The 24,586-nt window shown below is 65.0% G+C and carries 21 protein-coding genes, 1 tRNA gene and 1 pseudogene; 11 read left to right on the top strand and 12 right to left on the bottom strand.

What is annotated here, in order from left to right; all coding sequences use genetic code 11:
• Together glnA and HLH28_RS12435 are read right to left on the bottom strand one after the other, a co-directional pair.
• Positions 1-153, bottom strand: a pseudogene (glnA, locus tag HLH28_RS18140) (glutamine synthetase); the annotation flags it as partial.
• Between the two features lie 176 nt (positions 154-329).
• On the bottom strand, positions 330-668 hold the full coding sequence (locus HLH28_RS12435; RefSeq protein ID WP_182959571.1) for a P-II family nitrogen regulator: 339 nt from the start codon (positions 666-668) through the stop codon (positions 330-332).
• Between the two features lie 217 nt (positions 669-885).
• Here HLH28_RS12435 and HLH28_RS12430 point away from each other — a divergent pair, with 217 nt between their 5' ends.
• Together HLH28_RS12430 and HLH28_RS12425 are read left to right on the top strand one after the other, a co-directional pair.
• Positions 886-2,052, top strand: coding sequence for an aminotransferase (locus HLH28_RS12430; RefSeq protein ID WP_182959569.1), 1,167 nt, complete (start codon positions 886-888; stop codon positions 2,050-2,052).
• 121 nt (positions 2,053-2,173) lie between these two features.
• Positions 2,174-2,249, top strand: a tRNA-His gene (locus tag HLH28_RS12425).
• Between the two features lie 122 nt (positions 2,250-2,371).
• Here the strand turns inward: HLH28_RS12425 and HLH28_RS12420 are convergent.
• Together HLH28_RS12420 and HLH28_RS12415 are read right to left on the bottom strand one after the other, a co-directional pair.
• Positions 2,372-3,250, bottom strand: a complete 879-nt coding sequence (locus HLH28_RS12420; protein ID WP_182959567.1) for an SDR family oxidoreductase — start codon at positions 3,248-3,250, stop codon at positions 2,372-2,374.
• 7 nt (positions 3,251-3,257) lie between these two features.
• The gene (locus tag HLH28_RS12415) at positions 3,258-4,595 is read right to left on the bottom strand and encodes a hypothetical protein (RefSeq protein ID WP_182959565.1); all 1,338 of its coding nucleotides are present in this window, start codon (positions 4,593-4,595) and stop codon (positions 3,258-3,260) included.
• Between the two features lie 211 nt (positions 4,596-4,806).
• Between HLH28_RS12415 and rplM the strand changes: the two genes are divergently transcribed.
• Both rplM and rpsI read left to right on the top strand, forming a co-directional pair.
• Complete coding sequence (gene rplM, locus HLH28_RS12410) at positions 4,807-5,289, top strand: 50S ribosomal protein L13 (protein WP_182959563.1); 483 nt, start codon at positions 4,807-4,809, stop codon at positions 5,287-5,289.
• A 5-nt stretch (positions 5,290-5,294) separates the two neighbouring features.
• On the top strand, positions 5,295-5,795 hold the full coding sequence (gene rpsI, locus HLH28_RS12405; RefSeq protein ID WP_182959560.1) for a 30S ribosomal protein S9: 501 nt from the start codon (positions 5,295-5,297) through the stop codon (positions 5,793-5,795).
• A 170-nt stretch (positions 5,796-5,965) separates the two neighbouring features.
• Here the strand turns inward: rpsI and HLH28_RS12400 are convergent, their stop codons facing one another.
• Positions 5,966-8,023, bottom strand: a complete 2,058-nt coding sequence (locus HLH28_RS12400; RefSeq protein WP_182959558.1) for a putative bifunctional diguanylate cyclase/phosphodiesterase — start codon at positions 8,021-8,023, stop codon at positions 5,966-5,968.
• 298 nt (positions 8,024-8,321) lie between these two features.
• On the opposite strand from HLH28_RS12400, the gene HLH28_RS12395 reads away from it, so the two are divergent.
• Positions 8,322-8,789 (top strand): hypothetical protein, encoded by a 468-nt coding sequence (locus tag HLH28_RS12395; protein WP_182959618.1) that lies wholly within the window; start codon positions 8,322-8,324, stop codon positions 8,787-8,789.
• Positions 8,790-9,052: 263 nt separating this feature from the next.
• On the opposite strand, the gene HLH28_RS12390 is transcribed toward HLH28_RS12395, so the two are convergent.
• Positions 9,053-9,448 carry a winged helix-turn-helix transcriptional regulator gene (locus tag HLH28_RS12390; protein WP_182959556.1) on the bottom strand — a complete coding sequence of 132 codons (396 nt, stop codon included), beginning with the start codon at positions 9,446-9,448 and terminating at the stop codon, positions 9,053-9,055.
• A gap of 114 nt (positions 9,449-9,562) precedes the next feature.
• Between HLH28_RS12390 and HLH28_RS12385 the strand changes: the two genes are divergently transcribed.
• The 5 genes from HLH28_RS12385 (at position 9,563) to HLH28_RS12365 (ending at position 15,712) form a co-directional block, all read left to right on the top strand.
• Positions 9,563-9,997, top strand: a complete 435-nt coding sequence (locus HLH28_RS12385) for a nuclear transport factor 2 family protein (RefSeq protein WP_182959554.1) — start codon at positions 9,563-9,565, stop codon at positions 9,995-9,997.
• A gap of 830 nt (positions 9,998-10,827) precedes the next feature.
• The gene (locus HLH28_RS12380; RefSeq protein ID WP_246396083.1) at positions 10,828-13,155 is read left to right on the top strand and encodes a TonB-dependent receptor; all 2,328 of its coding nucleotides are present in this window, start codon (positions 10,828-10,830) and stop codon (positions 13,153-13,155) included.
• 13 nt (positions 13,156-13,168) lie between these two features.
• A complete protein-coding gene (locus HLH28_RS12375; RefSeq protein WP_182959552.1) occupies positions 13,169-13,840 on the top strand; it encodes a tetratricopeptide repeat protein in 672 nt (223 codons plus the stop codon).
• On the top strand, positions 13,840-14,526 hold the full coding sequence (locus tag HLH28_RS12370) for a Fe2+-dependent dioxygenase (protein ID WP_182959549.1): 687 nt from the start codon (positions 13,840-13,842) through the stop codon (positions 14,524-14,526). Before HLH28_RS12375 ends, HLH28_RS12370 begins: the two co-directional genes overlap by 1 nt.
• 31 nt (positions 14,527-14,557) lie before the next feature.
• Entirely contained in the window at positions 14,558-15,712 is a 1,155-nt protein-coding gene (locus HLH28_RS12365) for a PepSY-associated TM helix domain-containing protein (protein ID WP_182959547.1), read from the top strand.
• A 26-nt stretch (positions 15,713-15,738) separates the two neighbouring features.
• On the opposite strand, the gene HLH28_RS12360 is transcribed toward HLH28_RS12365, so the two are convergent.
• Complete coding sequence (locus HLH28_RS12360; RefSeq protein WP_182959545.1) at positions 15,739-15,906, bottom strand: hypothetical protein; 168 nt, start codon at positions 15,904-15,906, stop codon at positions 15,739-15,741.
• A gap of 622 nt (positions 15,907-16,528) precedes the next feature.
• The gene (locus HLH28_RS12355) at positions 16,529-16,732 is read right to left on the bottom strand and encodes a hypothetical protein (RefSeq protein ID WP_182959543.1); all 204 of its coding nucleotides are present in this window, start codon (positions 16,730-16,732) and stop codon (positions 16,529-16,531) included.
• Positions 16,733-16,944: 212 nt separating this feature from the next.
• On the opposite strand from HLH28_RS12355, the gene HLH28_RS18280 reads away from it, so the two are divergent.
• Complete coding sequence (locus tag HLH28_RS18280; RefSeq protein WP_275943731.1) at positions 16,945-17,079, top strand: hypothetical protein; 135 nt, start codon at positions 16,945-16,947, stop codon at positions 17,077-17,079.
• A gap of 64 nt (positions 17,080-17,143) precedes the next feature.
• Here HLH28_RS18280 and HLH28_RS12350 read toward each other — a convergent pair whose 3' ends face one another.
• The 4 genes from HLH28_RS12350 to HLH28_RS12335 form a co-directional block, all read right to left on the bottom strand.
• Positions 17,144-19,150: a CocE/NonD family hydrolase gene (locus HLH28_RS12350; RefSeq protein WP_182959541.1), complete on the bottom strand. Its 2,007-nt coding sequence runs from the start codon at positions 19,148-19,150 to the stop codon at positions 17,144-17,146.
• Positions 19,151-19,185: 35 nt separating this feature from the next.
• Complete coding sequence (locus tag HLH28_RS12345; RefSeq protein WP_220790070.1) at positions 19,186-20,538, bottom strand: peptide MFS transporter; 1,353 nt, start codon at positions 20,536-20,538, stop codon at positions 19,186-19,188.
• Between the two features lie 25 nt (positions 20,539-20,563).
• The gene (locus HLH28_RS12340) at positions 20,564-21,811 is read right to left on the bottom strand and encodes an aromatic ring-hydroxylating oxygenase subunit alpha (protein WP_182959539.1); all 1,248 of its coding nucleotides are present in this window, start codon (positions 21,809-21,811) and stop codon (positions 20,564-20,566) included.
• 130 nt (positions 21,812-21,941) lie between these two features.
• Positions 21,942-24,269: a TonB-dependent receptor gene (locus tag HLH28_RS12335; RefSeq protein ID WP_246396081.1), complete on the bottom strand. Its 2,328-nt coding sequence runs from the start codon at positions 24,267-24,269 to the stop codon at positions 21,942-21,944.
• Positions 24,270-24,586 lie beyond the last annotated feature (317 nt).

Here is a 24,586-nt window from a genome sequence, read left to right as displayed (position 1 = left end):
CGTCGTGTGGTGCCACTTGCCCCGCGGATCGGTGAAGCGCAGGTCCACCAGTTCCACCGAATGTTCCTGGATCAGGCTGAACACCTTCGCGACGGATGCCGCGTCGGGGGAGGGGCTGGAGGTCGGTGCGGGACTCGGGGCTTTTTTCGCCATCTCTGATTTACCTGCTTTCTAGGATGCCGCGCGATACGGCGATGAAACGGTTACGAAACAAGGACACCATCGTCCTGTCTGGGACGACGGGCCACGCGCCCGTCCGCCGGTGACAGGCCCCGTCGGGGGCGCCGGGTTCCGGCGGGCGGGAAAGGGAATGGAATCGGGCAGAGGCGTCAGATCGCCTCCTCTCCCCGTTCGCCGGTGCGAATCCGGATAACGTTTTCGACCGGCAGGATGAAGATCTTGCCATCGCCGATGCGTCCGGTGCGCGCGGCAGCCACGATCGTCTCTACCGCACGGTCCACCAGGTCGTCCGAACAGACGATCTCCAGCTTCACCTTCGGCAGGAAGTCGACAATGTATTCGGCGCCGCGATAAAGCTCGGTATGGCCTTTCTGCCGGCCGAAACCCTTGGCCTCGGTCACGGTGATGCCCATCAGCCCGATATCGTGAAGGGCGTCCTTCACCTCGTCCAGCTTGAAGGGCTTGATGATGGCCTCGATCTTTTTCATGCCACGTCGTCATATCCTCGGTCGGTCCCGGCGCGCGGGAACCGCGTTGCGCATGCCCGGCCGGCCCGCCTGGTCCCGCGACATCGGGGGCCGCCTGGCGTCACCGTTGCACGGGTCGCGGTTTCGGGCAATCGGATCGGATTGCAAAAAACCGGCATTTTCCGCACACCTGCCCCCAGCAAGGGATGAACGGCACCCATGTGCCAAGAGGACGATCATGAAATCGCTGAATACGATGCTGTCCGGCCTGCCGACGACGATTTTCACGGTGATGTCGGCGCTGGCGGTCCAGCATGACGCCATCAACCTGGGCCAGGGTTTCCCGGACACCGAAGGGCCGGCCGACCTGATCGAGGCCGCGGCGGCGGCCCTGCGCGACGGGCGCAACCAGTATCCGCCGCTGGCCGGCGTGCCGGAACTGCGGGCGGCGGTGGCGCGGTCGAATGCGCGCTTCTATGGGATCGATGTCGACCCGGCGACCGAAATCGTGGTGACCTCCGGCGCGACCGAGGCGATCACCGCGTCGCTGATGGCCATCGTCGATCCGGGTGACGAAATCGTGGTGCTGGAACCCGCCTACGACACGTACCTGCCGGTGGTGCGGGCGCTGGGCGCCGTGGCACGGCCGGTGCGCCTGACGCCGCCCGACTGGTCCCTGCCGCGCGCGGCGCTGGAGGCCGCGTTCGGTCCCCGGACCAAGGCCATCCTGCTCAATTCCCCGATGAACCCGACGGGCAAGGTGTTCCGCCCCGACGAACTGGCTTTCATCGCCGACCTGCTGGTGCGCCACGACGCCTATGCGATCTGCGACGAGGTGTACGAACACCTGACCTTCGGCAATGCGCGGCACCTGCCGCTGATGGCCCTGCCGGGCATGCGCGAACGCTGCGTGCGGATCGGCAGCGCGGGCAAGAGCTTTTCGCTGACCGGGTGGAAGGTCGGCTATGTCACGGCGCCGGCCGCGATCGCCGCCTGCGTCGCCAAGGCACACCAGCTTCTGACCTTCACCACCGCGCCGAACCTGCAGCGGGCCGTCGCGGTGGGGCTGGACAAGGATACGGATTATTTCACCACCCTGGCGGCGGACATGCAGGACAAGCGCGACCAGCTGTCCGACGGGTTGCGGGCGGCGGGGTTCGAGATCCTGCCCTGCGACGGCAGCTATTTCGTCATTGCCGACATTCGCCCTACCGGCTTCGCGGGCGATGATGTCGCGTTCTGCCGCGCCCTGACGGAGCGGTGCCGGGTCGCGGCGATCCCGGTTTCGGCCTTCTACGACACGCCGGAGGCCCCGCGACACCTGGTCCGCTTCGCCTTCTGCAAGAAGAAGGAGGTACTGGCCGAGGCCGTGGCGCGAATCCAGGCGGGCGTGCGCGGCCTCTGAGCCCCTGCCTGAAAATGCGTGCCGCCGGCGATCCGAAGCCGGCTGGATCTTTTTTCGGCCGGCGGCGCGTCATGGGCGATTGACGCGCCGGACGAGCTTGTCTACATGACAGCCCGCTGTGGCGGACGTAGCTCAGCTGGTAGAGCGCCAGGTTGTGGTCTTGGATGTCGCGGGTTCGAGCCCCGTCGTTCGCCCCAGCGGATTTCCGGAAATCGGAAATTCTTCAGAGCAGATCGCGTTGAGGTGGAAGACCTGACGCATGTGAATGCTCGTTCAAAAAGGTGCCCAGGCGCGGTCGGATATATCCGATCGCACGCGCCTAGGCCTGGAAGAGGCGGGACAGCCCTTCTTCCAGCGTGATCGGCACAATTCCCAATTCGCGTTGCATCGGCTCCGTATCGAACGCCTTGTCTTCCAGCAGGCGCCGGATTTCGGCCGGCCCGACCGCGGGCAGGCCGGGGACGACGCGTGTCGCCATCGCCGCCATCCTCATCGCCCATGCCGGCACCGGCAGGACGGGGCGTGGGCGCAGGGCTGCCTGGCGCGCCACCATCGCCGCGAAATCCCGGTAGGCCAATGCGGTGCCCCCCGCGATCACCAGCGCGTGCGGTCCCGCCCATGGGCGTTCCAGCGCCGCGAGAAGGCTGCGGGTCACGTCGTCCTGATGGATCGGCTGCACCAGCGCCCGGCCGCCGCCCGGCAGGGGAATGACCGGCAGGCGGCGCATCAGGGCCGCCAGGCGCTGCACGTTGTTTTCGCCCTGCGCGCCATAGATCATCGTGGGATGCAGGATCGCGCCGTTCCGTCCGGAGGATAGCAGGGCGGCCTCGCCTGCCAGCACGCCGTTGCCATGGACGTCGGGCCAGCGGGTGAATTTGCGCGTGCTGCCCAGGCAGACCAGCGTCGCGCCGGCCGGCATGGCGGCCAGCAGGGCGGGGACGTGACGGGCGTGGGCGGTGCTGGCGACCCGCGTCGCGCCGGCCAGCGCGCCGGTCAGCGCGGCCCCGGGGCCGGTCAGGTCGGCGACCCGCGCCGTGCCGGGCAGGCCCGTCGCCCGCCAGCGCGCGGCGTCGCGCACCACCGGCACGACCGTCATGCCCCGGTCCAACAGGGCGCGGCACAGCGCCGTGCCGGACCGGCCCGACGCACCGACGACATGGACCGGTCCGGCCGACGCCTCCTCAGGCGTCGCGGTCATGGGACGGTCACGGGCTGGAGATCGTCAGGCCCAGCAGGCCGGCGGTGGCCGGGTCGCCCGCCATCGAAAGGGCCACGCCCAGCATGGCCACGTTCAGCGGCTGGGGCGGACGCAGCAGGATCTGCAACGGATGGTCGGGCGATTGCAGGAAACGGCCCAGCGCCTGCATCGACCCGTCCGGCGAGGCCGCCAAGTCGGTGGACACCTGCTGGCGATAGACGTCCGGCGCCACCTGCCGCGCGCGGGCCAGGCCGTCCAGCACATGGCCTGCCAGCGACCGGTCGCGCCAGTCGATGGTGGCCGACACGATGCGCGCGGTCTCCGGCAGGGACATCGGGTCGTCGACCGGAATCTGGTCCAGGTCGGCCATGATGCCCATGCGGCCCATGGCGGGGACGTCGATGACCAGCGGATGGAATTGCAGCCGTCCGTTCTGCCGGTCGACGGTGGCGATCGCATGAATGTCGCCGGCGAAACGGTCATACCCGATCATGCGCAGCAGGGACTGGTCCTGGGCCGGCCACAGGGTGAGGTCGCCGATCGTGCCGTCCAGCTCGTCGCGAGTCGCCGTCGCGTCATGATCGACCGACAGGTGCCCGATCCGCAGCAGCGGCCCGGTCGCATCGATCGCCACCGCCGAGGCATCGACATGACGCCGGCCGGTTTCGTGGATCATGTGCCCCGATTGCAGCAGGCTGGCGATCTGCCCGGCGAAGTCGGGCCCGTCCACATGCAGGTGCCCGATGGCGATATGCCGCCCCGGGGTCAGGTTGATCTGTGCCGCCAGCGTGTCGAGGTCCAGATGCGACGACCGGCCCAGCCCGTACTGCCGGACCGACGCACGGGTGATGGTCACGTCGGTCTGTGTGCCCGGTACGGCGATATGCAGCCCTTCGACCCGTCCGGCATCCAGCAGGATGGAATCGAGGCGCGGCGGGGCGGGCTGGACGGCGGATGGCGGGCTGGTATTGGGCAGAACCAGCCCATCCAGCACCAGCAAATCGATCGAGGCCGTGGCCCCCGGTTCCATGATCTGTACGCCGTGCAGCGTCACCCGGCCGATCCGCTGGCCGCCGACCGCATTGCCGGTCACCCGGCCGATGACCGCATCGGCCGCCGTCACCGTCAGCAGCGGGTCGCGATAGGTGATGGAGGTAAAGGCCGCACCCCGCGCCAGCAGCCGCGGGGTCGCGGTCGCATATGTCAGGCTGGCGTCCGGCCCGATGGCGGCGCGCAGGTCCGCGACCGCGGATTCCAGCCGCTGCCGGGCGAAATGACGCAGGCCCAGGCCCCCTACGATCACGATGATCAGAAGCAGCATCAGGGCGGAGGAAAGTTTTTTCACGTGCGGGTCATCCGTATGGCCTGAGCGAGAGCTACATCATTCCCGGCCGGGCGGGCAACGCCCGGCGGCGGCATTATGTGGTATCGGGATACCGTTGCCGAGTTTCCCGCAAAATCGGCGCAAAAACCTGTTTTGATCTTGACGCGATGGGCTTGGGCGACGATAACGCGCCACCCGTTACCGCTCCTATTATCAGACGGAACACATACAGATGAAGACCACTCTCTCGCTGAAGCCCGCGGAGGTGACACGGGACTGGATCCTGATCGATGCCGAAGGCCTCGTTCTCGGTCGTCTCGCGGCCATCATCGCCCAGCGCCTGCGCGGCAAGCACAAGCCGCAGTTCACCCCGCATGTCGATTGCGGCGACAACATCGTCGTGATCAACGCCGAGAAAATCCGCCTGACCGGCAACAAGGTCGGGCAGAAGCTCTTTCACTACCACACCGGCTATCCGGGTGGGATCAAGGAGCGCACGATCACCCAGCGCCTGGAGGGCAAGAACCCCGGCGAGGTCGTGAGCAAGGCGGTGGAACGGATGATCACCCGCGGCCCGCTGCAGCGCGCGCAGATGAAGCATCTGTATGTCTATGCGGGCAACGAGCACCCGCATGCCGGCCAGCAGCCGAAGACCCTGGACGTCGCCGCGCTGAACCGGAAGAACGCCATCAACTCCCAGAAGATCGGGGCCTGAGCATCATGTCTGAAACCCAAGAGCGCACGGGCACGCTGGCCGACCTGAAGGATGTCGTCGCGTCCGGCCAGATCGCCGTCGGGCAGGAAGCTCCGGTCTACGAGCCCAAGCGCGACGCGCAGGGCCGTTCCTATGCCACCGGCCGCCGCAAGGACGCCGTGGCCCGCGTCTGGATCAAGCCGGGCAAGGGTGACATCACCGTCAACGGCCGCGCGGTCGGGACCTATTTCGCGCGTCCCGTCCTGCGCATGCTGATCACGCAGCCCTTCCTGGTTGCCGATCGCTATAACCAGTTCGACGTCTACTGCACGGTGACGGGCGGCGGTCTGTCCGGCCAGGCCGGTGCGGTTCGCCATGGCATCAGCCGCGCGCTGACGCATTACGAGCCCACGCTGCGCGGCATCCTGAAGGCTGCCGGCTTCCTGACCCGCGATTCGCGCGTTGTCGAGCGCAAGAAGTACGGTCGCGCGAAGGCCCGCCGGTCCTTCCAGTTCAGCAAGCGCTGATCGGTTCCGCCGGACCGGGTGGTGGACATTCTCCACCACCCGGGCTGGAAAACGGGCCGGGACGATACCCTTCCGCGATGGCGGTCGGATGTCGTCCCGGCCCGTTTTTTTGTGCGGCTTTCATGCGGCGGCGCTTCGCAGGTCGGGAGGGCGCGCCTTGTCGTGTGGATCTATCCCACGACGACGTGCCGCAGGTCCATTTTCACGGTGTTGCCGAACGGGATGGCCCGTATGATCTGGCCGCTGCTCACGATGTCGCGGAGCGCGGCGGGGCGGCCCAGGAAGAAGCCTTGCGCATGGTCGCACCCTTCCTCGCCCAGCAGCAGAAGCTGGCCCGGTGTCTCGATGCCTTCGGCCAGGACCGGGATATTCAGGCTCTTGCCCAGGGCCAGTACCGCCCGCACGATGGCCTTGACCTGCGGATTGAACTCGAAATCCTGCATGAATGAGCGATCGAGCTTGATCCGGTCGAACGGAAACGACCGCAACGTATCCAGCGACGAATAGCCCGTGCCGAAATCGTCCAGTGCGATGGTGACACCCAGCGCCTTGATCTGGCGGACGATCATCAGCGCGCGGGCCTTGTCCGCGACGATCGTCGATTCCGTCAGCTCCAGTTCCAGGCGGGCCGGATCCAGTCCTGTCTGCTCCAGGATGTCCCCGAGCAGGGTGGACAGGTTGGGATAGGCGAATTGAACGGGGGAGAGATTGACCGAGACCCTGTACGGCGGCGTCCAGGTCGTGGCGTCGTTGCAGGCCGTGCGCAGGACCCATTCGCCTAGCCGCGCGATAAGGCCGCTTTCCTCGGCCAGCGGAAGGAACTCGGACGGCAGGACCATCCCGCGTTCCGGATGCCGCCAGCGCAGCAGGGCTTCGTAGCCCGTGATCTTGCCGGTCAGCACCGAGGTCTGCACCTGATAATGCAGTTCGAACTGGTCCGCTTCCAGGGCGGCCCGCAATTCGGCCGTCAGGACTGTGCGGGCCCGGGCGGCTTCGTCCATGCCTGCATCATATAAGCAGACCTTCTGCGTCGTGCTTTTCTTCGCCCGATACATGGCCAGGTCGGCGTTGTTGATCAGGGCCTGCTTGCTGTCGCCATTATCGGGATAGAATGCGACGCCGATACTGCCGCCGCCCAGCACGTCCCGGTTTTCCACCCGGATCGGCCGGTTCAGCGTCGTCGTGATCCGCGACAGGAAATCCGCCAGGTCGTCGTCCCCTGCGATCCGGTAGATCGCGGCGAATTCGTCGCCGCCGACCCGGGCGATGAATTCGTCCTCGTGCAGGGTCGCGCGCATATGTTCCGCGATCAGGCGCAGGGCCTCGTCGCCGGCGGCGTGGCCCCACAAATCGTTGATTTCCTTGAAGCGGTCGAGGTCGATGGCAACCAGTGCGATCCGGGCGCCCGTTTTGCCGGCATGCGCGATCTCGCGGTCCAGGCGCTGGTTGAAACTTTCCCGATTCGGCAACCGGGTCAGGCTGTCGTTCAGGGCCATCTGCAGGATCTTGTCGTAGGCCTCCGCCCGGGTCGTCTCGTCGATCTGGTTGCAGGCCAGAATAGTCGCGAAAATGCCGATGGCACCGATCGCGACCGCGATCGCCATCGCCTGCATGAGGACGGGATAGACGAACGGACCCGCAATCGGCCGGGGGACGATGCGCAGGGCACTGACGCTGATGAAATGCAGGCCGACGAGCGCCAGGCAGATCAGGACGCTGGCGGTCAACCGGTCGAGGCCGCTGGCGCGGCGAACCGCGAAATGCAGGGCGGCGGCGCTGAGAACCATCGTCAGGATGACGGAGCCGATCACCTGGATGGGGTTCCACGTCACCGCATCATGCGCCAGGTAGGCCTGCATGCCGGTGTAATGCATTCCCGCGATCGCCAGCCCCATGCCGATTCCGCCCGTGATCGGCATGCACCATTTCGATTTGATCATGGCGACGGCGAACCCCAGCCCCGCCCCCAGCATCGCCAGGATCAGGGACAGCATCGTCATGCCCGGGTCGATGCCGACCGGTACCCCCGGATTGAAGGCGATAACGGCGATGAAATGCGTGCACCACACCGTCGTGCCCGCCGAGATGGCGGTCAGGACCTGCCATCCCGTCTGGCGGGTTCCGATCGCGCCGATGGCACGATTGAACAGGCTGACCGATGTCCACGACCCGTTCGCGCAAACAAGGACGGCGACAAATATCAACCAGAGGTTGTGAACGTGTATCAAGTCCGGGCTCATCGGCAATCGTCGTACCATTTTCGAATGGACATGTATGCGGCCTCTCGCAGGGGCCGGCATGCGCGGAATGGCATGGCAGAAGACCAGTCATAAGCGAAAGAGGTGGCTCGACGCGACTGTTACGCGCTCCAATCGAAAAAGTCACGGATCCGATGCGCGTCCGACGCCGCCGGCATACGCGCGGGCCTCTTGCTGGACGGCGGCCGGAACTCTGCGGCCCGTCGGGTGCTAGTGTCCATGCCGCCCCTGATGCGGTGCGAACGGAGGAGTGACCGTCATCGACAAGATGAATACCTTGTCCCGCCTGACATTCGCATGCGCGAGCATGATCCTGATGATGCTGTCCCTTGCCCTGATCGCCTACGGATTGCTTGATTTGATCGCATCCGTCGGCCTTTCGCGACACGAGGGACGGGACGCGGTCCTGCAGGCCGTAAGCTACGTCGTCATCGCCATTGCCGTGTTCGATGTTGCAAAATTCTTTGTCGAAGAAGAAGTCATACATACCCGAAGCAAGAAAACCCTTTCAGAAGCACGGATGAGTCTGACCAAATTCATAACGACAATAATTATAGCAATATTCATCGAAGGACTTGTCGGAATTTTTGAGACCAGCGCAAGATCTCCGGAAAAAATAATCTATCCCGCTATCCTTGTATTTTGTGCGACATTTATTGTCGTTTCTTTGGGTATTTATCAAAAATTGAGCGTTTCTACCGAAGTCCAGCGAAAAGAAAAAAATATTCCCGAATGACAGGGATAATACCCCGTGTTCCGGTGGCAGGGTCGCCCCGCGGAGGTGATAGCCCCGAAAGTCAATGTGCAGGGAAATGCAATCTGAGATTGCATTTGGCATTCCGGATTGGGCGGCAGGCTGTCTGAGGTCCTGTTCAACGCGGAGGAACAGGTGCCCAGCGTGACGGCCGATCGCCAGAGACAAAAATTTCGGTTCGGCGCAAAGCCGCACGTCCCTGGAGGAGGGGAACCGCCTGCCGTGCGCCCCCGCGATGTCCGACGCTATCTTGTATCGTATCTGAATTGCGTTTCCCTGACCTGCTCCCAATTGGCCTTGGCCCAGTCGACCAGTCCTTGTGTGGGGAGCAGCAGACTCTTTCCGAGGTCCGTCATCTCATAGTCGACACGGGGCGGTACTTCGGGAAACAGTTCGCGAACAACCAGTCCGTCACGTTCGAGGGTCTTCAGGGTCGAGGAGAGTATTCGTTGTGAAATTCCCGGAACCGCGCGTTTCAGTTCGGGAAACCGGGCGCGGCCGCCGAGCAACTCGAGCGAGAGCACGACGAAGATCGACCATTTGTCGCCGATCTTCGTCAACAGTTCCCGGACCGCCATCGGGTTCGAGCTTCTGCAGATTGCGGCGGGGTCCAGATGGCCGGCCCTGCTCGGTTTCTTCATGACTTACCTCGGGGCTAGTCACTGATGTCAAAGTGCCTTCTTCGAAACCAGCCTCCGATTTATATGTAGCTACAGTTTGGCAAGAAATCTTGCGAAATGCATGGAGTGGCCGGAATGCCGAATCCCCGATACGCTGCCTACGAGCCCGCCGCCCCATATTTCGATCTGGTTCGAGGTGTGCTCGGTTCCTTCGTCGACGGCGAGCATTTCTTCGACACCATGGCGGACGATGTCGTCTACGAGGTTCTTTACGACGTTCCCGGCTGGCCTCGCGTTATTCAGGGACGGACCGGCCTGATGGCCGCGTTCCGGGGCTATGTCGACAACATCGCCCTTCGGTCCGCCGACAGGTTGATTGTCCACAAGACGGACGATGGCCATGTCGTCGTCCTCGAATACGAAATCCATGGGACGATCCTCGCAACGGGCGTGACCTACAACAATCGGTTTTGCTCGATCCTCAGGATCGAGAACCGGAAAATCGCGCACTGGCGGGACTACATGGACTCTCTCGCTGCCTGGAATGCGTTGACGACGCAGCCGCGCTGATCGGCCAGTATCCCGAGAGTGTCACGAGAGATTCGGAAATAAGCACAATCCCATTGATTGGAGTGAGTCCGAGGGAGAAGGGGTCGGAGAGCGGTCGGTCGCCGATATGCCGGCCGCGCATCTCACCCTTCGACAGCCAGTACCCTTCCGCCTTTTCCCGAAGAGCACTGCTCCATTCATCTCCCTTCGCGGCGGCCCTCGCTATCGCGCAGGCGCACGATGCCTTCAGTCCAGTTGATGATCGGTATGTAACCGAGATCGTGGCGTGCCTTGAGACGTCGAGGGTGAAGTACCGGCCAGTCATCCGCAGGGTCTGACGCGTAACCGGCGGCTTGGAGCGAAGTCGCAATAAACGCCAGACGGTTCCATGACACTCGCCATGAGCCATGGCGATCCTGAAAGGGGCGCTGCGTTCAATGGGCGGAACGCCGCGTGTTCCGAGAAGGTCGTGCAGCACGATTTTGAGCGTGGAGTCCTCGCCGTCCGTCACGTGACAGGCCTCTTCACCCCGGGGCCTTTCTCGGCAGCCGGGAGCATGCATTCCGCGACGTTATCGGCCGCGACGTTATCGGCGTGGCTGACGGACACCGCCTGCCGCCCCTGGCAGGATCACGATCGTACGCAGCGCAGGCGTATTCGCTTGTCCGTCATCGACGGAGGCTGGTGCGAAGCTGTTCGCCACATCTTGTAACACGTCCAGGCAGCCTGGTCTGGCCGCCCCTGGACATCATTTGTCATGAACGAATCTCTTGACGATTCGGGTACGTCATGAACAGATCTGAATTGCGAGTTGTTCGCATTTGCATATTATAACAAGAGGTCCCGAGGGAATGGGTGTCACTGGAAAATGGCGTGCCGCGCATCTTGTGGTGCCCCAGCGCGGCCAGACATTGTGCGGTCTGGCCCTGGCGATGGTTGGAACGCAGGGGCTGACCGCCACCACGGGCATGGCCGCCCCGGACAAGATGTCGGACGAGGAGAAGAAGAAGGCCCATCAAGACCGGCCGGCCCCTCATCACGAACATATCGAGGTCGTCGGGCTGTGGCACGAGGCCTCGCCGAAATTCACCGCCCCGCTGCTGGATACGCCCAAGAGCGTGTCGATCATTTCGCGCCAGTTGCTGACCCAGACGGCGTCGAACACGCTGGCCGATGCGCTGCGCAACGTGCCCGGGATCACGATGGGCGCGGGCGAAGGGGGCAATCCGGTCGGCGATCGGCCGTTCCTGCGCGGCTACGACGCGCAGTCGAGCACCTTCGTCGACGGATTGCGCGATGTCGGCGCGCAATCGCGCGAGACATTCAATGTGGAATCGGTCGAGGTCATCAAGGGCGATACCGGCGCCTTCAACGGACGTGGCGGCGCCGGCGGCGCCATCTACATCAACAGCAAGATGCCCAGCCTGAAGAACGCGATCGATGCCAGCCTGGGTTTCGGCAATGCGGACTACAAGCGGGGCACGTTCGACGGCAACTGGAAAATCAGCCCGACCGGCGCGTTCCGCCTGAACCTGATGGGCGACGACCAGGGCGTGGCCGGACGCGGGCCCACCCATTATCGTCGCTATGGCGTGGCGCCGTCGCTGTCGTTCGGACTGGGCACGCCCAACCGCGTCACCCTGATGTATTATCACATGCAGAATGACGATGTGCCCAACGTCGGCATTCCCTACAACAATCCCACCTTCAACGCACGGTCCGACGGCGCGGCGCGGGTGCTGGCGACGGGAAGCGGTGCGCCGGTGAAGGTGCCGTTCGATACCTGGTACGGGCTGAAAAACCGCGATTTCGACCAGGACGGCATTGATATGGGTACGTTGCGGCTGGAACATGATTTCAGCAGCAACCTGCATATCCGCAATACCACACGCTATTCCGAGACCACGCAGAACGATGCGTGGACCATGCCGGACGACAGCCAGGGCAACATCTATTACGGCTATGTCTACCGTCGCCTGAACAGCCGCATTTCCACGTTCGACACGGCGACCAACCAGACCGATTTCTATGGGTCGGTCCATCTGCTGGGCTTCAAGAACCAGTTTGCCTCGGGCACCGAATTCACCCGCGAGCAGGGCAAGAACGATACCTATACCGCCTATGTGAACGGACAGAGCGTTGGTTCGGGCACCAGCTTTACGCGATGCGCGACCGCGCTGGCCTTCTCGTCCTATACCTGCACCTCGCTGGCCAATCCGAATCCGAACGATCTTTGGACCGGAACCCTAAAACGCACGGGGAATCCGAACAGCACGCGCTTCGACACCAAGGCGGTCTATCTGTTCGACACCATTACCCTGCTGCGTCAGCTTCAGGCCAATTTCGGTGTGCGCTACGACAATGTGGAGAGCACCTACCGTTCGTCGGCGGGGGAATACGGGCGTGGCGACAATCTGTTCACCTACCAGGGCGGGCTGGTGTACAAGCCGCGATCCAACGGGTCGATCTATGCGTCCTATGCCACGGCGGCGATTCCGCCGGGCAATTCAGTGGGGCAGGGCTCGGACGATATCAGCCTCGGGGCGGACCGGACCGGCAATATCGGCAGTGTCCTGAAGCCGGAACGCGATCGTACGATCGAGGTCGGCACCAAATGGAGCGTGCTTCATAACCGGGTGATGGTGACCGGCGCGCTGTTCCAGATCAACAGCACCAATTTCAAGATCAGCACGGCGTCGGGCGGGATCGCCAATGGGGGCACCAAGCGGGTCCGTGGCTTTGAAATCGGCCTGAACGGACAGATCACTCGCAAATGGTCGGTCAATGGCGGCTACACCTACCTCGACGCGCGGCTGCTCAAGGCCGGCGGGGCCGGGGCCGCGGCGGGGCTGATGGACGGGCGGCATGCGCCGAACACGCCGGAGAACAGCCTGGCGCTGTGGACGACCTACCAGATCATCAAGCCGCTGACGGTGGCGGCGGGCGTCTATTACATGAGCAAGGTGTACGGCACGGATTCGCCGACCGCGCCGAAATTCGTGCCCAGCTACTGGCGTTTCGACATGATGGCGAATTACAAGTTCCGCCGGAATTACAGCCTGCAGCTCAATATTCAGAATCTCGCCAACAAGCGGTATTTCACGCAGGCCTACACGACGCATTATGCGATGCAGGCGCCCGGCCGGACCGCCCTCGTCACGATGAACGCCCATTTCTGAGCGCCTGCGCGGGATGCACGACGGAACCGGCATGCAGGACGGGGGGCAGGAAAATGTCGCGGACGGCATCGCCGCGATCTGCGCCCTCGCCAGCGCGGGGCAGGCGGATGCTCAATTGATGCTGGGGCAAATCCTGCTGGACGGTACGCTCCTGCCCCGGGATGAGCGGGCGGCGCTGGGCTGGTTCCTGGCCGCCGCGCGCCAGGGCCATGCGATGGGCCTCAACATGGTCGGACGCTGCTGCGAACTGGGGTGGGGCGTGGCCCCGGCCCCGGCCGACGCGCTGCGCTGGTATCGCGGCGCCGCGTGCGCGGGTCTGGACTGGGGCATGTACAATTACGCGACGGGCCTGACCCTGGGCTGGGACGGCGCGCCCGACCGTGTCCGCGCGCTGGCCTGGTTCCGACGGGCCGCCGCGCATGGTCATTGCAAATCATTCAATATCATCGGCGGGTTTTACGAAGACGGGTGGGTCGTGGCGCGTGACATTGGCCAGGCCAGGGCCTGGTACGTCCGGGCCGCGGAAGGCGGGGATTTCCGGGGGCATTTCAACCTGGGCCGTTTCCTGCAAGCGGAAGGCCGGCACGCGCAGGCGCAGCGTCATTTCGACATCGCACGTCGAACCGGCACGCCGGCCTTCCGTGCGCAGATGGAACGATTCCTTGCGGAACATGAGGTCAACTGATGCTGCTGCATATCCCCGAACTGCTGAGCCGGGACGAACTGGCCCATTGCCGCGCGGTGCTGGCACGGGCCGACTGGCGCGACGGGCGGGTTACCGCGGGCCCGCAATCGGCGCAGGCCAAGCATAATCTTCAACTGCCGCTCGATCATCCGGACCATCGCGCAATGGCCGACCTGGTCCTGAACGCGCTGGCGCGCAACGCGCTGTTCACCAGCGCGGCGGTGCCGAATCGCATCGTGCCGCCACTGTTCAACCGGTACGATGTCGGCATGGAATTCGGCGCGCATGTCGACAATGCGATCCGCTACATCCCCGGTTCCGGCGGGCTGAGAATCCGGACCGATATTTCCGCGACCCTGTTCCTGACCGAGCCCGAGGAATATGACGGCGGTGAATTGCTGATCCATGACGAAAGCGGTACACAGGCCGTCAAACTGCCGGCCGGCGACATGATCGTCTATGACACGACGGTGTTGCACAGTGTCGCCCAGGTGACGCGCGGCAGCCGCTGGGCGTCGTTCTTCTGGACCCAATCCATGATCCGCGACGGGACTCTGCGCCGGATCCTGTTCGATCTGGACCGGACCATCATGGGTCTGCGGGCCCGGCTGCCGGACGATGATCGGGATATCCTTGGCCTGGTCAACTGCTACCACAACCTCATGCGCCAATGGTGCTCGTTATGATACGTGTGTTCGAAAAATATCACAGTACGACATGGAAGATGCGCATGACGATTCGCGGTGCCGCCTGATGCCGCTGATCCGCAAGCTGCATCGCTGGATCGGGCTGATCCTGGCGATTCCCTTTGCCCTGCAGGGCCTGACCGGATTCCTGATGGTCGTACTGCCCCAGGAGGCGCCCGGGCGGCCGCAGATCGTCCAGTCCGGCCCTCCGCTTCCCGCAAGCCAATTGGTCGCGGCGGCCCGGGCTGCGGCGCCCGCCGGGTTGACTGCGCTGCGTTATGCGCCGTCGCAGGGCCTGCATGACCCGGCCAGCGTCGGGTTCGGCCCGGCGGGGGGACATCGCCCCGCGCTCGAAATCCTGGTCGACCCGTCGTCCGCCCATGTGATCGGCACGCAGAAGCGCAGTGCCCTCTATGGCTTCGTCCTGCGTCTGCATACCACGTTGCTGCTGCTGCCGGTGGGGCGGGGGCCGATGGGGTGGGTCGGCGTCTTCCTGGTCGGGATGGCGGTCAGCGGCATCGTGCTGTGGTGGCCGCGCAGCCATCTGTGGCGTTCGGGACTCTGGCGGCGCGGTCTGATGATTTCGCGCAAGGCGCGCGGCTTGAGGCTCTGGCGTGAAACGCATCTTGCGGTAGGCGCGTGGATGTTCCTGCTTCTCGGCTTCATGGGAGGCAGCGGGGTGATGATCTGCTATCCGGACATGTTTCCGGGTGGCGGAGCCGGGCAGCATCGGCAGCCCCCCGGGGACGGGGGGGAGCATCGCGGCCACCGGCATGCGGCCGGTGCGGACGCGGGGGGCATGGAGGCGGAGGAAGACGGGCTGGACACGGCCCTGGCGGCGATCCGCCAGGCCAGGCCGGACGATACGATTACGGACGTCCAGATGGGGACGCCGGGCCCGTTCGTCGTGCGCGTGGTGCAGCCCGGATATGGAGCGAACCGTCCCACGAGCGTGAGGATCGATCGCCATGATGGCGCGATGACCGTGGTCACCGATCCCGGCACGCAGGGCGTGGGGCAGCGCCTGTATGCCTGGATCCGGATCCTGCATCAGAACCGGCTTGGCCCGACCTTGCCCGGCTATGCCTGGAGCGTGCTGATCGGGCTGAACGGCCTGGCCCTGTGCCTCTTTTCGGTGTCCGGCGTCGTGATGTGGGTGCTGCGGCGGGCGCGGGCCAACGGCTGACGCCGCTGCCCGGCCGTCCGCGTCGATCAGTTGCCGGTTGCGCGGTCCACCGCGCGTCCGGCTTTCTCGACGGGCCCCTGGGGGGGATCGACCGTGTCGCGGACCTTCTCGCCGAAGGTCCGGTGGTGGGTGCAGGCGGTCAGGGGCGCGGTGGCGGCCAGAAGCGCGAGAACAGCAGCAAAAACGCGGGTCATGAATCGTCCTTGAGGTTTTGGACGAAACGCGAGAACAGGCCATAGGTTTCGTTGCCCGGTGACGGCGCTTGTCAGGGAGACGTGGCGTGCGGTGGGGCGGATGTCGTCGGACGGGGCGGGTTCCTCGGTTTTTCCTTGGAGGTCGGGCGGCTGGCGGGGACGGGCCTGTGCTCGGGCGGCGGCCCGAGCATGTCCTGGTGGCCGCAGCGCCCCGGTGTCATTTCGCTGGCGCAATTCATCTGCGGCATATCGCCCATCCGTTCCGGCGGTGTGTTGGTATGTGGATTTGCCGGAGGTGGCAGGCGGGGCGGGGTGGGCTGGGCCAGTGATACGGCCGGGTTGGCCAGGACGGCCAGTAACGCAAGCACAGCCTGCCGGGTCGCGTGTCGGGCGAAGCGTCCCATCGCTTTTCTCCATTGAGGCGCCTGTGTGCGATCGAACGGGAGGAAGCTGCGGGAGTTGCATCCCGCCTTGGGAGTCCGACTGAAAACCCTTCTGCCGGAGATCGGACGCGCGTTTCCCGTGCTTGGTGGCGGGCAGTCCAAAGGACCGCTCTCGCGCAAGAGTTCTGAAATGCCTGTCGGCGCGTCGTCCGTCCGGGGCCCTGCCGGGCGCCTCTCGATCAGCCCGGCGTGGCTGGTGCCGCCGGTATCGCCGGCGCAGGGCATTTGATGAATTTACCTTTGGCGTCACGGCATTTTTCCGGTTTCGGCTTGGGGCAGGTGACGAACTTGCCCTTGGCGTCGCGGCAGGGAGCAGCCGAACCGGGGGCCGTCCCCATCAGGGCGACGACGGACAGGGTGGACAGGAGCAGGCGGATACGCATGTCGGGACGGTCCTTCGCGGATACGGGCGCCAGCATGCCAGCCGACGCCCGCGTCGGACAAGGGAATCGCGCGTCCGTCGGAGGGCAGGGCCTGTGAAACGGGCGCGGATCGTGGGGTTGTGATCGGCGGCGTCGTCCACCCCTCCTTGCCGCCGCGATGGGGGTGCCCACCTGCAGGGAGTAAAAAACCGCCTTGGAAAAAGGGGGCGTCCATGACCGACATTCTTGCACGCCGGCTGTCCACGACACCTGGCCATTCGATCGGGTACTGGTCCGTGATGATCGGGGGCATCGCGGGGATCATCGCGCTCTATGCCTGCATCCTGATCTTCGGTGCGGCCTGGTAGCCGGCCGTGGCAGGTCTCGGGGCTCTGTCCTGAAACCCGCAGAGGGCATTGCCGATCTGCCCCGTCACATCAGGTCGCGCGCAATATGTTCGGACCAGTCGCGCCGGGCCACCGGTTGGTCGTTTTCAAAGGCTTCCAGCTGTCCGGACAGGTGAAAATAGCCCGCATCGGACGTCATTTCCGTTCGGGTGACGATTTTCGTCATCCAGCCTGCACGTCCCATTTCGTAGGTCTGGGTCAGCACGTAGCGGGCGGACAGAGGGTCGTCGTCGCGGATGGTCAGGTCGCGCCTGAGATTGTGCGACACGAGGGTGTCGACCCCGTCCAGGCGATAGATCCCTTCGCCGAAGACGCCGCCTTCGGCGTCGGTGACGTAGCGCATGGTGCCGGTTACGCAATCCTGCACGCTGTACCGTTCGATCCGTCCCGGATCGAGCTGCGTCACGGGCGTCAGGGGGCCGTGTGCCGGCGGGGGGAACGCCGGGGCGGCCCCCTGCGCGGTCTCCGCCCCCGAGCGGACCGGCAGCACCAGCCGGCCGTCCCGCAGCGCCAGGGTCGCGGCGTGGGGTGCCGGCCAGATCAGCGGCCAGTATGCCGTGCCGATTGCGATCCGCAGCCGGTGGCCGGGGGCGAAGCGATGTCCGCAATCGTTCAGCGTCACCGTCAGGTCGAACCATGCGCCCGGCACCAGCGGTTCCGGCGTTTCATGCCCGTTGCGATGCGTCAGGTTCAGCACCTGGTAGCTGATGCGCGTTGCCTGCCCGTCCGGTGCGACGTCGGACAGCGTCACCACCGCATGGGCCACGGGCGCGTCGGATGCCGCGCGCACATGCAGGCGCGGCGCGCCCAGGATGTCGAAGGCCGTGTCCAGGACATCGGTCTCGAAGACCAGGGCGCCGCCGTCGTCCAGACGCTGGTCGGTCGGCATCTCGCCCGGGCAGCCGGTGCCCATCCATTCGCCGCCCGCGCGGCCATGGCTCTGCGGCGAGCGGATGGACAGCACGGCGTCGCCGCCGTCGGACGCGCCCAGCCCGTGGTCGGCGCGCAGGTGCAGCGTGCGCGGCGTGATGTCGGGCGAGGGCCAGTGGGCTTCGGCCACCCAGCGGCCGGGAATGAAGGTGCGGGTGCCGTCGGGCGGATAGGCGTCGGTGACGTAGGCGCGCAGCATCGGTTCATCCAGGATGCCGGTATCCTGTCCCTTCAGCCACTGGTCCCACCAGCGCACGGCCTCCTGCAGGAAGCCGATGGCCGGCCCCGGGGCGCCGTCATGGGGATAGACATGCCCCCATGGGCCGATGATCCCGCGTCGCGGCACCGTCAGCCGTTCCAGCAGGCGCGGCACGGCGTTGGTATAGCTGTCGATCCATCCGCCGACCACCAGGACCGGGCAGGCGATGTCGTCATACGCCTCGCAGACGGATCCGTGCTTCCAGTAGGCGTCATAGCGCTGGTGCGCCAGCCACAGGGCCGGGAAGAAGGGCATGGCGGCGATCCGTTCGAGCCACTGCGCCCGCCAGTCCGGTCCCGCGATCTCGGGGAAAGGCGGCCGTCCCTGAAAGGCCAGCATCAGGCTGCCCCACCACAGATTGTCGTTCAGCAGGCAGCCGCCCATGTAATGAATATCGTCGGTGAAGCGGTTGTCGGTGGAATAGACCGTCATGATCGCCTTCAGCGCCGGGGGACGCCTGGCGGCGACCTGCAGGCAGTTGAAGCCGCCCCAGGATTTGCCCATCATGCCGACGGCGCCGCTGCACCAGGGCTGTGCGGCGATCCAGGCGATGACCTCCAGCGCGTCGTCCTGTTCCTGTTTCAGGTATTCATCGGCCAGGTGCCCGTCGGACTCGCCGCTGCCGCGCATGTCCACCCGCACGCAGGCATAGCCCTGGGCGGCGAAATAGCCATGCATCGGTTCATCGCGCACCCGCGTCCCGTCGCCCTTGCGATAGGGGATATATTCCAGGATGGCCGGTACCGGCGTGTCGCCGGCGCCCGCCGGCAGCCACAGCCGCGCGCCCAGGCGGCATCCATCGGCCAGGGTGATCCAGAGATGGTTCTCGATATGGACGGACATGGCCTTGCATGCTCCTGTGAACGAAGGGATGGCGATCAGGCGTCTTGCGGCACGGCGTGCGGCGCGCGGGCGATCAGCGGGCGGCAGACCGCCATGCCGGCCACGCCGACGGCGGTCAGCGCCGCGACGATGAACCAGTAGGCCGATATCCCGACACTGCCCCACATGCCGCCGATCCAGCCGCTGGCGATATTGCCGGCGAAGACGGTCAGGTACCATACCGCCATCGTCACGGCCTCGAATCCCGGCCGCGCCAGGCGCGAGAACACCCCCATGGCGGCCGGGCTGAAATACAGGTCGCCGATTTCCCAGCCGGCGAAATACAGCGCGACGACCCAACCCGGCGGGGCCTTGCCGCCCCCCGCCAGGGACAGGACGGCCAGCAGAAGCTGCATGACCAGGACGATCGCGGCCCCGATCAGCATCTTGCTGCCGGGTCCCGGTTCGCGTCCCGCGCGGGCCCGGGCCGACCAGTGCCGGGTCAGCAGCGGGGTGCCGCACAGCACCATCGCGGGCGGGATCGCCTGCAGCCATGCCAGGCCCATGTCGGACGGGCTGGCCGCCATCCAGCGGACCAGGGCGTTGGCCTGCTGTTCGTAACTGATCCACAGAAAGGTCGCGGCCAGGGTCAGCACGGCCAGGATGGCGAACGACCCGCCGCCCGTGCGCGCGGGGGCGGCGGCCGCGGGATCCGGGGCCTGGCGGTCCGGCAGGTGCGCGGCGCCGAACGCATACAGCGCCAGCCCCGCGATCATGCCGATCGAGGTGGCCATGAACGCCGCGTTCCATCCCAGCGTCCCGGCCAGGGCCGAACAGACGATGGGCGCGGCCGTGGCACCGACATTGATGCCGACATAGAAGATCGAAAATCCGCGTTCCCGCCTGGGATCGCCGGGTTCGTACAGATCGGCGACCTGGGCCGCGATATTGCCCTTGACCCCGCCGGTGCCGATCACGACCAGCAGCAGCGCGGCCAGGAACCAGTGCCGCGTCGTCAGCAGCAGATGTCCCGCCACGATCAGGGCGCCACCGGCGATGATCGTGGCCCGCTTGCCGAACAGCCGGTCTGCCAGCAGCCCGCCAAGCAGCGGCGTCAGATAGACGCATCCGGAATAGAGGCCGTACAGCTCGGAGGAAATACGGACCGGTCCCGCCGTCGCGGGATCCAGATGCAGCAAGGCGCACAGGGTGGCGTATCCGGCCACGTGCCCCGCGTCGGGCAGCACGACCGCCGTCAGATAGACGATCAGCAGCGTGCGCATGCCGTAGAAGGAAAACCGCTCCCACATCTCGACCAGGAACAGCAGCATCAGCCCGGGCGGATGGCCGAACAGGGCGCGTGGGGAGGTGGCCCGGCCCGTCATGGTGTCCGTCATGGCGTCGGGCATGATGCGTGGCACGATTCGGGGCGCGTCAATAGCCGTGCAGCGCCATGCGCTCGGCATACCAGGTCATGAAATTGTCCAGTTGCCGTTCGGTAAAGCGGGAATAGGGGCCGGGCGTGTAGCCCGCGTTGCCCGCGCCGGCGTGCGCCAGGGCGACCAGTTCGGCATCCTGGGCGTTGGTTGCGGTCCACACGGCGGTCAGCGTGTCCAGGTCGTAATCGACGCCTTCGACCGCGTCCTTGTGGACCAGCCATTTCGTGCGGACCAGCGTCCGGTCGGCGGCCAGTGGAATCATCATGAAGGACAAGGCATGGTCGCCCATGAAATGGTGCCAGCAATTATGGCCCCACAGATGCACGTCGCCAAGGTCCTTGCGCGTCATGTCGCCCATCAGCCGGCGGCACGCCGCACGGGTGTCGGGCGTCTGGGATTCGCCGGCCCCTGACATCATCAGCCGCTGCGTGCGGAAATTCGTGGCGTGGCCGGCCAGATGTTCCACGGCGTGCGACGGATAGCCGGCCTTCTCCCATTCCGCCACGCGGGCGGCGTAGCGCGCATCGTGCGCGGCGGCCGCGGCGCGGTCCTCGTCGGACAGGGTGGCCGGGTCGAAGCCGAAATCCAGATCGATGAAGGAGGCGCATAATTCCGGGTGGTTGGAGCCGCAATGGTAGCATTCGCGGTTGTTCTCGATCACCAGCTTCCAGTTGCCGTTCTCGATGATGTCGGCCTCGAAGGCGATCCTGGCGTCCCGCAGCCCGTAGGGCGCCAGCCGGGGTTCCATCGTCGCCGCCAGATCGTCGATGTCGGACGGCGGGTCGTCGGACAGGCAGGCGTAGAGCAGGCCGCCGATCGACCGGAGCGCAACCGGGCGCAGCCCATGGCAGGCATGGTCGAAATCCTGCCCCATGTGCGGGGCGAGGACCAGGGTGCCATCCAGTTCGTACGTCCATTGGTGGTAGGGGCAGACGAGCTTGCCGACAATGCCGCGGCCGGACGGCACCAGGCGGGCGCCGCGGTGGCGGCAGACGTTGTAATAGGCCCGGACCGATCCGTCCTCGTCCCGCACCAGGACGATGCCGGTGGAACCGATATCGACCCCGCACACGTCACCCGGTTCCGGCACGTCGCATTCCAGGCCGACGAAGATCCAGTGCCGGTGGAAGAAGATGTCGATATCGGCGGCAAAGACGTCGTCGCGCGTATACAGGCCCCCGGGCAACGAATGGCCGGGCGTGCGGGCGCGCAGCAGCGTGGCGATCGAGGGTATGTCCGGCATATCGGGCTCCGATCAGAGATGGGACGGAAGGAAAGCGATCATGGCGGTCGCGCCGGCGGCGCGGTCAAGGACGAAAAGGCGCGACCGGTTCACGCTGGTGGCACCGGCCGGCCGCATCGGAAACGACGGGTCAGAAATTGGCCTTCAGCGATCCGAAGTACTGGCGCGGCGCCCCGGCCATCAGCGACTGGTAGTCGCCGGTCAGCGGATTGCCGTTCTCGCCCATCTGGGCGATGTATTTCGTGTTGATCAGGTTATAGATCGTGAAATCGGCAGTCAGGTCGCGGACGAAGCCCACCTTGCCGAAATTGTAGCGCGCGCCCAGATTGGTCATCCAGAAGCCGTTGACCGACGTGTCGTTCATGTAGCTGAGATAGCGCCGAGACATGTAATTGGCATCGAAATGGGCCTCGAACCCGCGCCAGGCGTATGTCACGTTGGTTTTGTACATGAACTGCGGATAGTTCACGACATATTTGCCGGACAGGGCATAGACGACCCCGCCACTGGTAATATTGTTCGAATAGACCGAGTGGTTGTAGCTGACGCTGTTATAGATCGACAGCCCCTTGAACGGCGACACGGTCAGGCTGGCGTCGAGGCCGTTCATTTCCACCCCGCCGACATTGACCATGGTGGAGACCGGCTGGACCAGCGTGCCGCCCACCAGCGACTGCAGGCGGTTTTCGAAGCTGACGTGATACAGGTTCAGCCCGGCCATCAGGCGCCGCGTGTTGTAGCGGTAGCCCAGCACATAGGCGAAGCTGCGTTCCGGACGGATGGTGTGGCGCAGCTGGTCGAACGTCGCCTGGTCGGTCACGCCCCAGGGCGAGCCCTGCTGGTATCCGCCGTAATCATAGGCCCGCATATTTTCCGAAAAATCGAAATACAGCTCGTGATGCGGACGGAAGGCCCAGTTGATGCTCACATGCGGCAGGAACGCGGCCGACGAGGTCAGGCTGCCGTTCGGCAGGTCCGCGACGCCGTTATAGGCGACGTCGTTTTCGTTCACCCCGCCGCGGGTCGTGACCAGCATGGAGCGGAAGCCGGCATGCAGCGTCAGGTTCGACAGCAGGTGATAGGTGTCCTGCAGATGGAACTGGAAGGTGTTGGTGCTGAAGCTGGTGCCCCAGGGCTGCATGAACGGCGTGCCGAAATTGCCCGACATGGCGTCGATCGGCTGCCCCTGGCCCAGCAGCGGTTCCTGGTACAGAAACTCGTTCATCCGGAAGCTGTTGTTTTCGTACCAGACGCCGGCATCGATCACATGGCGTGCGATGGTGTACTGCAGCGCGGTCGTGAAGCCGAAGCGCTGTTCGGCGGGCTGCGATACCAGTTCGGACAGGGGCGCCCCGTTCGGCGACGGCATGTAGGGGTCGGTATAGGTCTGGTAACGCTGGTTGCCCTGGCCGTAGATGACGGAATTCCAGCGCAGCCGGCTGTTCAGCGCCAGGTCGAAATTCATTCCGCCCAGATAGTTCCGTTCCAGCGCCACGCCGTCATAATAGGACGTGTCCAGCGGGTCGTTCGTCTTCAGCTGCGCGGGGGTGTAATGTCCCAGCGCCGTCATGTAGGCGGCCCGGTAGTCGGGATAGGAATAGTCCAGGCGCTGACCCACCGTATTCAGATAGTTCAACGACAGGTCCTGGTAGTCCATCTGCGCCGAATCCGACCAGTCGAAGAACACGGACATCTTGCTGTCGTTGCCGATCGGCTGCACCAGCTTGGCATTCGCCTGCTGTTCGAACATCTCGCCCGCGCCTTTCCATTTCTGGGTATCGTTGCGGGCATAGGCGACGAAGAACTTGGTGCCGCTGGCATTCAGGGCGCCGCTGTCCAGGCGCACATAGGTGCGGAAGGCCGAATTGCTGCCGAACATCTGCGACACGGTGCCCCCGGTGCGGTCGGTCGGGTCGGCGGAATAGAATTGCAGCGCGCCGCCCAGATTGGTGGTCGAGGGCATGTCCACCGCGCCGCCGCCCTGCGAGACGGTCATCCGGCTGATGGCGTCGGGAATGATCGCGGCATTGATGCCCAGCCCGTTATAGGTGCGATAGCCCTGGTAGCCCAGCGGAATGCCGTCCAGCGTCACCCCCAGCTGCGCCTGCGTGAAGCCGCGGACGTAGAGGTTGGACGACCACGTATCCAGCCCCAGCGGATCGGCGGAATTGAAGGTGACGCCCGGCAGGCGGGCCAGCGCCTTCAGCGCGCTGGTGCCCGGGGCGAACTGCTGCATGACGCGCGATGTCACAGTGTCGGCCGTGCCGTGCGAGACCGACATGCTGCGTGTCACCGTGACGTCTTCCCCGGCGGGGGGCAGGGCCGCGCGCTTCGGCCGGGTGGCGGCCTTGCCGGCCGGCGCGTCGGCCGGCGTGGCCGCGAGCGCGCTGCGGTCCGGTACGCCGCCAGCCAGGATGGTGCTGGAAACCAGGGCCAGCAGGGTAAGCGAGCGCATCATGGGGCCTCGTATCGAAAAATGTCGAGAGTGAAGTGCCTTGTCCTGATTCCAGCCAGGGTGGACGCGGAACGGCGCCTGCGACGCGCATCGTCCGCCAGGTCATGGAACGGGGCATAATCTGGAAAGAAGAGAGAAGATGGCCGTTAATATGTTTTCGGTATATTTGCCATGTCGAAACAAATAACGGCCGTATTCGAATGGGTCAAGAAGAATATATTATTTTCACTGAAAATATTCACGTAATCCAGATTGATATGATCTGAAGTTATGCGAAAGAACGTGCGGCATGAAATAAGGGCGGGGCGGATTGCTCCGCC

The sequence above is a fragment of the Gluconacetobacter tumulisoli genome (assembly GCF_014174155.1).
GTDB lineage: Bacteria > Pseudomonadota > Alphaproteobacteria > Acetobacterales > Acetobacteraceae > Gluconacetobacter > Gluconacetobacter tumulisoli.
Note: the sequence above shows the minus strand (reverse complement) of the source record. Positions and strands in the feature narration are given on the sequence as shown.

What these genes read in the sequence shown, in the direction of transcription:
- HLH28_RS12435 (WP_182959571.1), bottom strand. Translation starts at nt 668, where the DNA reads ATGAAAAAGATCGAGGCCATCATCAAGCCCTTCAAGCTGGACGAGGTG.
- HLH28_RS12430 (WP_182959569.1), top strand. Translation starts at nt 886, where the DNA reads ATGAAATCGCTGAATACGATGCTGTCCGGCCTGCCGACGACGATTTTC.
- HLH28_RS12420 (WP_182959567.1), bottom strand. Translation starts at nt 3,250, where the DNA reads ATGACCGCGACGCCTGAGGAGGCGTCGGCCGGACCGGTCCATGTCGTC.
- rplM (WP_182959563.1), top strand. Translation starts at nt 4,807, where the DNA reads ATGAAGACCACTCTCTCGCTGAAGCCCGCGGAGGTGACACGGGACTGG.
- rpsI (WP_182959560.1), top strand. Translation starts at nt 5,295, where the DNA reads ATGTCTGAAACCCAAGAGCGCACGGGCACGCTGGCCGACCTGAAGGAT.
- HLH28_RS12395 (WP_182959618.1), top strand. Translation starts at nt 8,322, where the DNA reads ATGAATACCTTGTCCCGCCTGACATTCGCATGCGCGAGCATGATCCTG.
- HLH28_RS12390 (WP_182959556.1), bottom strand. Translation starts at nt 9,448, where the DNA reads ATGAAGAAACCGAGCAGGGCCGGCCATCTGGACCCCGCCGCAATCTGC.
- HLH28_RS12385 (WP_182959554.1), top strand. Translation starts at nt 9,563, where the DNA reads ATGCCGAATCCCCGATACGCTGCCTACGAGCCCGCCGCCCCATATTTC.
- HLH28_RS12380 (WP_246396083.1), top strand. Translation starts at nt 10,828, where the DNA reads ATGGGTGTCACTGGAAAATGGCGTGCCGCGCATCTTGTGGTGCCCCAG.
- HLH28_RS12375 (WP_182959552.1), top strand. Translation starts at nt 13,169, where the DNA reads ATGCACGACGGAACCGGCATGCAGGACGGGGGGCAGGAAAATGTCGCG.
- HLH28_RS12370 (WP_182959549.1), top strand. Translation starts at nt 13,840, where the DNA reads ATGCTGCTGCATATCCCCGAACTGCTGAGCCGGGACGAACTGGCCCAT.
- HLH28_RS12365 (WP_182959547.1), top strand. Translation starts at nt 14,558, where the DNA reads ATGGAAGATGCGCATGACGATTCGCGGTGCCGCCTGATGCCGCTGATC.
- HLH28_RS12360 (WP_182959545.1), bottom strand. Translation starts at nt 15,906, where the DNA reads ATGACCCGCGTTTTTGCTGCTGTTCTCGCGCTTCTGGCCGCCACCGCG.
- HLH28_RS12355 (WP_182959543.1), bottom strand. Translation starts at nt 16,732, where the DNA reads ATGCGTATCCGCCTGCTCCTGTCCACCCTGTCCGTCGTCGCCCTGATG.
- HLH28_RS18280 (WP_275943731.1), top strand. Translation starts at nt 16,945, where the DNA reads ATGACCGACATTCTTGCACGCCGGCTGTCCACGACACCTGGCCATTCG.
- HLH28_RS12350 (WP_182959541.1), bottom strand. Translation starts at nt 19,150, where the DNA reads ATGTCCGTCCATATCGAGAACCATCTCTGGATCACCCTGGCCGATGGA.
- HLH28_RS12345 (WP_220790070.1), bottom strand. Translation starts at nt 20,538, where the DNA reads ATGCCCGACGCCATGACGGACACCATGACGGGCCGGGCCACCTCCCCA.
- HLH28_RS12340 (WP_182959539.1), bottom strand. Translation starts at nt 21,811, where the DNA reads ATGCCGGACATACCCTCGATCGCCACGCTGCTGCGCGCCCGCACGCCC.
- HLH28_RS12335 (WP_246396081.1), bottom strand. Translation starts at nt 24,269, where the DNA reads ATGATGCGCTCGCTTACCCTGCTGGCCCTGGTTTCCAGCACCATCCTG.